This window comes from Bartonella sp. CL434QHHD, assembly GCF_042195145.1.
In the GTDB taxonomy this organism is placed as follows: domain Bacteria; phylum Pseudomonadota; class Alphaproteobacteria; order Rhizobiales; family Rhizobiaceae; genus Bartonella.
Map to the genome: position 1 here is coordinate 1 of NZ_JBHINT010000039.1, position 8,758 is coordinate 8,758.

General features: G+C 46.0%; 8 protein-coding genes and 1 pseudogene. All 9 read right to left on the reverse strand.

All coding sequences use genetic code 11. The features are described from left to right. The coding region (locus tag ACFILN_RS06795; protein ID WP_375671150.1) for a phage late control D family protein at positions 1-801 on the reverse strand (801 nt) is incomplete at its 3' end. Further along, positions 801-1,055 (reverse strand): tail protein X, encoded by a 255-nt coding sequence (locus ACFILN_RS06800; protein ID WP_375632034.1) that lies wholly within the window; start codon positions 1,053-1,055, stop codon positions 801-803. The genes ACFILN_RS06795 and ACFILN_RS06800, both read right to left, overlap by 1 nt. Further along, the gene (locus ACFILN_RS06805; RefSeq protein ID WP_375671143.1) at positions 1,052-1,513 is read right to left on the reverse strand and encodes a phage tail protein; all 462 of its coding nucleotides are present in this window, start codon (positions 1,511-1,513) and stop codon (positions 1,052-1,054) included. The genes ACFILN_RS06800 and ACFILN_RS06805 overlap by 4 nt, the downstream gene beginning before the upstream one ends. A 13-nt stretch (positions 1,514-1,526) precedes the next feature. Continuing rightward, positions 1,527-3,863: a phage tail tape measure protein gene (locus ACFILN_RS06810; RefSeq protein ID WP_375671146.1), complete on the reverse strand. Its 2,337-nt coding sequence runs from the start codon at positions 3,861-3,863 to the stop codon at positions 1,527-1,529. Positions 3,864-3,994: 131 nt separating this feature from the next. After that, entirely contained in the window at positions 3,995-4,408 is a 414-nt protein-coding gene (locus ACFILN_RS06815) for a hypothetical protein (RefSeq protein WP_375662960.1), read from the reverse strand. A gap of 9 nt (positions 4,409-4,417) precedes the next feature. After that, positions 4,418-4,936 carry a phage major tail tube protein gene (locus tag ACFILN_RS06820; RefSeq protein ID WP_375662961.1) on the reverse strand — a complete coding sequence of 173 codons (519 nt, stop codon included), beginning with the start codon at positions 4,934-4,936 and terminating at the stop codon, positions 4,418-4,420. A gap of 3 nt (positions 4,937-4,939) precedes the next feature. Then, positions 4,940-6,223 (reverse strand): phage tail sheath C-terminal domain-containing protein, encoded by a 1,284-nt coding sequence (locus ACFILN_RS06825; RefSeq protein WP_375664739.1) that lies wholly within the window; start codon positions 6,221-6,223, stop codon positions 4,940-4,942. Between the two features lie 136 nt (positions 6,224-6,359). Beyond that, positions 6,360-7,694, reverse strand: coding sequence for a Bgr_08870 family protein (locus tag ACFILN_RS06830; RefSeq protein ID WP_375671148.1), 1,335 nt, complete (start codon positions 7,692-7,694; stop codon positions 6,360-6,362). A gap of 14 nt (positions 7,695-7,708) precedes the next feature. Next, positions 7,709-8,758 (reverse strand): annotated as a pseudogene (locus ACFILN_RS06835) (DUF4815 domain-containing protein); the annotation flags it as partial.

Here is an 8,758-nt window from a genome sequence, read left to right on the forward strand (position 1 = left end):
ACCACTGCCTACAGCACGACACAACCTGTCCGACTCGGAAGCAGCAGCAGCTCGTGCTTCCTCCTCACAAGTGTAACAAGTGCGAAGACGCCGCACGGGACCGCTAAACCCTGTCTGATGTTTGACTTGGCATTGCTGCCCTTTTGAGCGATCAAAATAAGAAGCTTCAATAGTGCCGTATTGTGTACGTGGCTCTAACGTAAATTCCCAGTTGGAACAGTCGTGCTTATGGATGTCGAGTGCTGGTAAATTATCTCCGCTTAAAAACAAAAACTTATTGTCCTTGATCAAAAAACGTGCCCGCATGCGATCGGCAAGGCGGGTTAAAAAATCAACCGCCGATTGATCTGTTCGAATCACATAAGGCAAAATTTGTTTGGTAAATTGGGGACTGACCTTTGCTTGATAGCCATGGCGTTTGGCAAGTGTCTCAACAATCTCACCAACAGTTTTGTGGTCAAAATGTTCACTCACCTGTTCTTTGAGCTCTTTACGCATCGAGGCACTTTTGCCACAAAGGCGCAAAATCTCTCCATCACTGCCACCACAACTTACAACCGATTCGACAACAAAACACCCCATAAATGCACTGATGCTGTTCTCATAGCCAAAGATCACCTGTAGCGCACTATTGCTTGAGGGAACCTCTAAATCATTGCCACTATCGTCAAACTCTGCTTCAAATGTATCGGCTTCATTCCCGGCATGGTCCGTAATCGTTGCGGTTAAAAGACGCTGGTAAAAAACCTCATGAACAGGTTTGTCTCCCACCTTGACTACAATAAAAGGGTGTGTACGCATTAATCCCATAACCGCTTCACCATGCTTTGGGGATTAGACAACACAAATTCAGGCAAAATGACCTTTAAGCCCCGCGGTAAAAACACACCATATTTGGCAATCTCTGGATTAGCTTCCAGTGTGGCTTCTAAATAACCGTTTAGTGCCCCAACTTGCCTCCGGTCTCTGAACACTGCCATGACATGGTGAAAGCAAAGGAGATCAAGACTCATATCCTCTAGCTCTACAATAACATGCTTTTCTGGTATCTTCATAAAGTTTGTCCCACTTGGATTTGTCCCTCTTGGTATTGTCCTTGTGGTTTTCCGCCATTAAAAAAGGGCAAGAGCGTAATGGAATAGCGGATGCGCTGGGATGGACCAGAGCGACTGATATAGTCATGGTCTTTATTGATCGTGGTGATTACTACGGGTCCATGGAGAAGGACACTATAGGTGGTATCATTGATCCAATGAAGCATCTGGACCGGCTTTGCTCTTCGGATAGTTGTAGTGATGGCATCAATGGCTACACGGTCACCAAATTCTTCTGGAAACCAAACTCCATGAATGGTCTTTGCATCATTGCCATAGCCGGTAAATTGCAAACTGGGTGCCTTGCCAAAACGCTCCATACAAACCCATGAGGCAGAAAACTCTTCTTCAAAAGATTGGAAATTCAGCCAATCCACATAAAATTGATGCGGTCCTAACATCATCAAAGGATCTCTCATAGGCTCCCTCCCCTCATTCTGTCCCGCCATGCAGCGCATTAGCGCGTGCCCGTTGCAAAGCATGGGCAACCGCACGACCAGTGGCCATGGGTTCACGGGCACCATTAACATGCACCGTGACATTTTGATTGTGTGTGATGGGGGAACGGTCTTTGTCTCTTTGCTCTCTCGCAAATGAATTTACAGGAGAAGCCCCCGCAAATTGTGGTATGGGCTGAATGGCTGTTTTACCCCCCAAAAAACTTGGCAAAAACTCTCTTACATCAATGGAACCAATCCACCCCTTAATGCGGCTAGGCAAAGATTTACAATAATCCATCAATTGTGAGATAGACGACATAAAGCCATCGACAATCGAATTAGCCAGATCTTCGCCCGCTTGTTCCATACCAGCCTTGGCAGCATCCGAGAGCTTTTCCTGTGTAAAAAAACTCTTCAACCATTGCCAAAAGTTGGAAAAGCTTTGTTTAACGCCCTCCCACAAATTGCCAAACCACTCGACAACAGAGGAAAGCTCTTGTTTAAACTTTTGCCAAGTTTGAGAGAAATCAAAAGCAGCAGCAATGATATTTTTCCATTTGGTGATGGTGGTGGTATCAGCACCAAAAAAGCGCATGACGGCTTCAAAGGCACGCCCCCAAGCCCGAGATACCCCCCGTGCAAAACCTTTGACAAAAGAAGAAAAACGATCCCAATATTTCCACAAAGCAAAACCAGCAGCAAGGATGACAGCCACAACAGCAGCAATGACCGCCCCGATCGGGGTAAAAATACCCCCCACAACAGAGGAAAGACTTGCCCCAACCACTTCGATCACTGTCCCCATCCAACCAAAAGAGGCAGCAAATGCACTTCCTGAGACAGCAATCCCCCGTAAAGCCCCTACCAGTAAAGTCATGGGGCGAAGAAGACGCAGCGCACTTCCACCAAAGCTTGCTGCTATTAAACCCAGCGAGCGCCCTGCGGCTGCTAAGCCCCGCCAGCTTGCAGCAACACCACGACTAACAGCACCCATCTTGATAAAAGAGCCCATCAATTGAAGAAGCCCAAGGCGTGTCCCAGCAAGAGTAAAGCGCAACACGCGCAGAGCAATATTAAAAGCCATGAGGGCGGCAATGGTTTTGATAATGGCGCTTGTTAAAGTTGGGTGCGCATTCGCCCACGCCATCAACCCATTGGTAAAATTACCAACAGTTTCCATGAGACTGTTGAGAGGAGGCAGAAGCACTTCACCAATGGTGATGCCCAGAGCCACAATACGGTTTTGTAAGAGTTCAAATTGCCGCATGGCACCGGTTGCTTGTTTGTCTGCTTCTTGTTCTACCGAACCTTTAAAGACTTGTGGATCTTTCACATACTCTAAAGCTTGCCCTAACAATTCGGGGTTACCCACCAATTTGGCAAAATCACCGGTAAAATCGCGCCCCGCAATGGCAATCAGCGAGCGCATCCCCTGTTCGGATTTACCCAACACATTAAAAAAGCGCACCAAGGTGCCGGTGGCATCTTTGTCCAGATCTTGCATGAATTTTTCGCGAGAAAGCCCGATATTGGCAAAAGCATCTTCAATATGTTTGCCCCCTGCCTGAATGCGCGCACTCATGGCATTAAAACCACGCGCGGCACTCTCAGGAACAATCCCAGCAGAAATCATCGCTGTACCAAATGCCGCAGTTTCGCGCGCTGTCAACTTAAACATGGTTGCCGCACCGGTGGCACGATTGGTAAAATCAGACACTTCACTGGCCTTTGCCGCCATGTGATTAGAGAGATGATTGATAGCATCGCCTAGATCTTCAATGCCTACCTGATTAAGCTTAAAGACATTGCGCAATTTGGCAAAGCGCTCCCCAATCTGATCTCCCGTCATATCAAAAGCTACAGCTGCTTTAGCGGCGTAAATGCTAAAAGCTTCTAGATCTTGTTCACCAATCCCTGCTTGGCTGGCACTGGTCATCAATTCTAAGACTTCACGCGCCGCTAACGGAATCTTGGTGGAGGTTTCAAGCGCAAAACGGCGCAATTCCTTTAAGCGATCAAGGGGGGCATCGAGAACCTTTTCTAATCCCTTCATCGATTGGTCAAATTGCATGGCTTTATAGAGCGGTGCAATTAAGGTTGCTGTTTGCGCAATGGCACCCACCATACGCCCGCGTGCTTGGATAAAAGCATTTTCCGCATTCTTTGTCGCATCCTCAAGATGCTCAGGGTCAAACCAATTTTTAAAGTGCTGCCTTGTCTTGTTTTGGAAATGCGCAACATCTGAACTAAAGGCTGCAAGATCACGCTTGGCAGAAGCTATCCCCTCTTGCAGATGATTGACAAAACGCACAACAAGGGAAACATCCATGACGATTCTTTATCCTAACTGATGGCTTTCATATTCTTGAGCTTTCAGGCGCGCGAGTTCTTCTCGATAGGCAATCACATCCAGCCAATCCATCTGGTTAATCTCTGAAGGCGCCCAGTGATAATAAAGGGCTAGTTCTGCCCCAAATTGTCTGGCAGAGAGGATTGGCGTTGCGTAAAAAAAGCAAAAAAAGCCTTCAATATTGCGACAATATCCATCACATCAACTCGATCAATCAATTCAATAGATTCACGTGACATATCAGCCAAAAGTGCTGTGATGCCTTCTGTTGCCTCACTTGTGAACAAAACTTGAGAAAGCTTCGTGATAAGCACATCATTGCTCAAAGTTGTTTTTTGCTCTCCAAACTCAGGAAGCAGCAGCTCTGTCAATTGTGGTCCAATGAGCACCGCTAATTGCTTGGCATGCTTAAAAGTGGGGCGATAAAAGGTCAGTTTCTTGCATAGAGTTTCTTTGCCACTTTTATCTTGATAAAGAAACGGAACCTGCAATTCCACGTCAATGCTGGTTTGTAAACTTGTCATGATCAATTCCTATAAATTGAGAATAGAGCGGCGGCGAGAACCGATCTCTTGCCCATTGCGGACAAGCCAGCCGCCCCGTTTAAAAGAAAAGCGGTGCAAAACAGAACCATCCCAAAATTCCGTATAGTCCCAAACATTTTTGATCTCGCAATCATAGCCTGTCGCTTTTCCAGCTGTTAAGCCTTCGCTATCGACTTTGACCAACCGCCCTGTCACATCAATGGAATGTTCATGCTCACGTCCATCTTCTTCAGAGATCACATGTTTTTTGCCAGTGAATTTATGACGAAGACCAGGAGGACCACCAAAAATACCGATGACCTCAGGGGTATGGCTGCGGATTTTCATTTGTAAACTCAAAGCTTTCACACCAAGACCGCTCACATCAATTTGCATATCAGAGCCCCCTGGTTGATAGGTTTCTGTAATTTCTTCCAACGTAGGTAATTTGAGGGTTTCAAGATCAAGGTGAAGATTCACATCATCATCAACAATCAGCGTAAAACCGCGTACAATGCGTAAAGTCATGCTCTAACTCCTTGCTGCTTTGCGATAAGTTTCAAGCGTATCGCCAAATTGATAAGTCATTTTCTTTTGGATATCTTGCGCCAAACGGTCAAAATAAGCGCTATTGCGCCGGCTGCCGAAACTCAAATCTTCTAAAGGTGGCACTTCTTCTGCATCAAACTCGACCCGCAATTTTCCCAATTGCAAAGTGCTGTTGGAATTTAAATCACGATCAAACCAAACCCGGCCACCCAAAAGCGCACCCCGCGCAATCAGATCATCAAGAAACTGTGTAAGGCTGCGGGTAATGGCAATAACATGTTGACCAGTAAGGTTTTCATCATTGGCCCAAGGGCGGAAATTGTTAATGATGGTTTTTTCCAAGGCTGTACGGGTGCGCACCACATTGACAAAACGCCACAATGGGTCACTGGAGGTGGTATGGTTGCCCCATAAAATGCGCCCATTGGAAGCTACTTCTCCCTGCGCATTTTGGCTAAGCCGTGCTGGAATAAAGGTCGCAATATCGGCTTGGTTAAGGCGATTTGCCTCATGATCAATTTCGCCATCAAAATAGCTAATGGGGCGTGCTGTCCCTAAAATGCCATGCACATCTTGGTTGGAAGGAGACCAAAAAACACCGCCCCTTTGCTTGTCACGTTTGATAAACATGGCTGCTGCAAAAGGACTTGCGGGTTTAACACTAATACCCCCCTCACGATTTGCCACCCGTACAAAGGGATCAATCAAATAACAAAAGCGTGAGGAAAAATCTGCACGATAGGCAAGACTTTCTTCCGTGTTTTTACCCCCCGTATCAAAAACCGCAATCGCTTGCAGCTTTTCTGCCACTTGTTCCAGTGCATCTGCCACGGGGTTTTTACCATTATCAAGGCGCCCTGCACTATAAGCCGGTGCTAAGAGAATTCCAGGTTCCACACCCAAATGCCCCCGCGCATGCGCTAAGGCATGCACACCGGTCAGTCGAGCGTTTGATCCCACCATTTCGGTTTGTGTCTCAGCAATGGTTGACTTTTCTTCCACCCGCACAAGAATAATTTGTGCCTCAATCCCCTGTGCGCACACAGCATTAATAACATCAAGAGCTGTGCCTCTTGTTCCAAGCTTTTGGATTTTTTCTGTCTCATGGGTGAAGACCAACACGGGCTCGTCGAGGGGAAAAACTTGGTTGTCAGCATCAGGGGCTGTAACAACCGCTCCAATGGCGGTCTGATCAAATGTTGCTAAAGGACGGGAATCCTCACCAGCCTCTACAATGCGAATCCCATGATTAAATTCTATTGCCATTTTGCTCTCCAAATCAATGAAGAGACCATAACAACAAGAGCTCCCTTTCATAAGTCTGACACTGTCAGTCAAAAAGCCCTTTTAAAGGGCTTTAAAGGGGACTTAAAGACGGAAGAGCATACAAGCCTTTAAACGCTTATACAAAGATCTTTAATTTAACTGCGCCATCACCACCCCGTCCAGCACCATTTACTGTTCCATCTTCACCATCTCGATAACCGCCACCGCCACCGCCGCCATATCCTTTTTCAGCTCCGCTTCCTCCATTGCCACCATACTGGCTTTTTCCTCCCTTACCTCCATTATTAGCTATACCACTACCACCACTCCCACCACTCCCACCTCCACCTGCTCCACCATAGGTACTATCCCCTCCATCACCGCCACAACTATCATTAAAGCCACCACCACCTCCTCCGCCTCCATGCCAAGGATGTTCTTTTCCCGCATAACCATTATTATTACTACCACTTGCAGTTCCATAACCACCTGAAACTCCACCACCACTATTTCCACCAATATAACCGTTATTCCCCTTACCACCCCGTGCTGTAAGAATAGAACCAACTAGCGTATTACCACCATTAACACCATTTCCATATCCGCCTTTTCCAATAGCCACTACATCATTATTCTGTAATTGGCGTTTTTGAATCTTTAAAGAAATACATTCACCACCACCACCTCCTCCACGTTGGCCACCGCTCCCGCCACCTCCCCAAGCCATGATTTCAATATCAGTGTCATCTGTCACCCCATCAGGCCAAGGAATATTACCACTCTGCAACATAACGATTTCAATGTACTCTTCTTTACGCTTTTTGATTAAAGCATCCAAAAGAGCATCCACTTGCACCTTGGTATAAACAGCTTCACCATCAACTCTCAAAGGTCCTTTCAAGGTACTTCCATTTGTGCTTAAACTTGTCACCGTTTCACCATTATGAATAAGGCTAAACGACGAATTACCCAAAAGTTCTAAGCCACCACTCATGGTGACTTTGCTGGTAAATTTATTATAATTCTGCCATTCATTTGGGCTTGTGAGGCGCCCATAGCTTGTCATATCTTGATTAATCTTGGCTCTAAAATCATCAAGCCCCACGATATCTTCGGTTTTATGTTGATGCGCGCCTAATAGTGAGACAGCACTGCCAAAGGTAAAGTTATTGTTGCTTGATTTATAGAGAACATAATTGTTGGCAGCATCTTTTGCGCCTTCGATATCGCTTAAATCAGCAAATGAGAAAGTTTTATCCGCTGCCATTTTGCCATTGAGAGCGCTTTCTAGATTTGTGATTTCGCTTATGGTATGCGTGTGTTGTAAAGGTGCTTTTTCGTTTACCTTTTCCTCAACAGCCAAAAGAGCTTGATCAATTTTGGTCAAGTTTTCCCGCAAGATTGGGAATTCAGAACTGATAAAGCGTCCTTCTTTCGGCAATTCCATGTCGAGTTTTTTGGTTTTTGTCATCTCTCATTTTCCCATTATAATATGCCAGCGCCAAAATCACTCACCATGGACCGCGCAGCAGGTCCACCGGTAAGCGTGAGTTTCAAGCGCGCTTGTTTGGCGCCTTTATCACTGCTGGTAAATTTTCGTTCTGTCCAAAGCGGTTCAGCGAGTTGTTCTGTTTCCTCTAATTTCAAAGGGGTGAAAGCACCATCATCCNCTCTAATTTCAAAGGGGTGAAAGCACCATCATCCAGTTGCATCTCCAGTGAAAAGGTTGCACCACCTGGTAAAAAGGTTTTGATATAACTGGTCAACCTTGCCTTTTCCCCAAAGGCAAAAGCACGCGTGACATAAGTGGCTTCTTTATGGATTTTCCCCGCAATCAATTGAACAGGAGCAAACAAGACGGGTGAGAGCTTTTCGGTGCCTTTGAGAATAGCGCGAAGCTTTATCTTTTCACTGATATATTCAGTAAGACTGAGTAATTGAAAGGGAAGAAGTTGATAAACCGTGCCATTGTTTCTTTCAATTTCAAAGATGACAGAACAATCGCTTGAAGGCAATTCAATGGCTGCGCGTATTTGCAAATCAGAGCAGTCAACAAGGTCAAAAGTGCCAAGATCAATGGTTTTTTCTGTTTGCCTATAGCGTGCCGCCAGCACTCGAAAGGCTAAAGCCTCATCTTGATGGGCGGTCCAGCTCCTAGCATTGACAGAAGAAAAGCGTGGACCGGTCACGTAAGGGTGGCTCGAGACAAATCTTTGGTGTTCTGCATCAAAATCTCCAAGCTTTGCTAGTGAAACGGCATGATCAGCATCATCGGTTTTAATGACAAAGGCAGTGAGACGGTCATTAGGGACTAACAAAGGGACATCATAGCGTGCCTCTGCCCACCCTAGCTTTGCGCCCTTCATAGAATAAAAGCTTTGCGCTTGAATATCGGCGGTCGGATAGCCATTTTCAGTGGTGACCAAATCAATCACCAGATCATGGTTCTGATTGCCGATTTTGCAAAGATGAAAGTCAATACCGGTGATTTGCCGTGTTTCATCGGGGGTAAAGACTTGCGCTTGTGGGTCAAAT